Below are 231 nucleotides of genomic sequence, written 5' to 3'. Positions count from 1 at the left end.
CGAGGACAAGGCCGCGCTTCGCCGCCAGCGCGGTGTGGACGAGATCGCGCGTGCGCGTGCCGACGCCGGCGCCAGGGCCGATCACCACGGCATTGAGCCGCCTGTCCTCGAGCAGTTCGGCAAACTGGACGACGTTGTCGACCGCGCGCACCATCACCGCCGTCAGCGCCGCGGCATTCACCGCGAGCGCGTCGCGCGGCGAGGCCACCGTGACGAGCCCCGCCCCTGCCC

At 74.0% G+C, this 231-nt stretch carries 1 protein-coding gene; it reads right to left on the bottom strand.

All coding sequences use genetic code 11. From position 1 onward, the window contains the following. A partial coding sequence (locus CQ12_RS38715; protein ID WP_283807441.1) for an NAD(P)H-hydrate dehydratase occupies positions 1-231 on the bottom strand: 231 nt, incomplete at both ends.

This window comes from Bradyrhizobium jicamae (genome assembly GCF_001440395.1).
In the GTDB taxonomy this organism is placed as follows: Bacteria; Pseudomonadota; Alphaproteobacteria; order Rhizobiales; family Xanthobacteraceae; genus Bradyrhizobium; species Bradyrhizobium jicamae.
The sequence above is the reverse complement of the archived record's forward strand: the minus strand, read 5'-3'. Positions and strand labels throughout refer to the sequence as shown.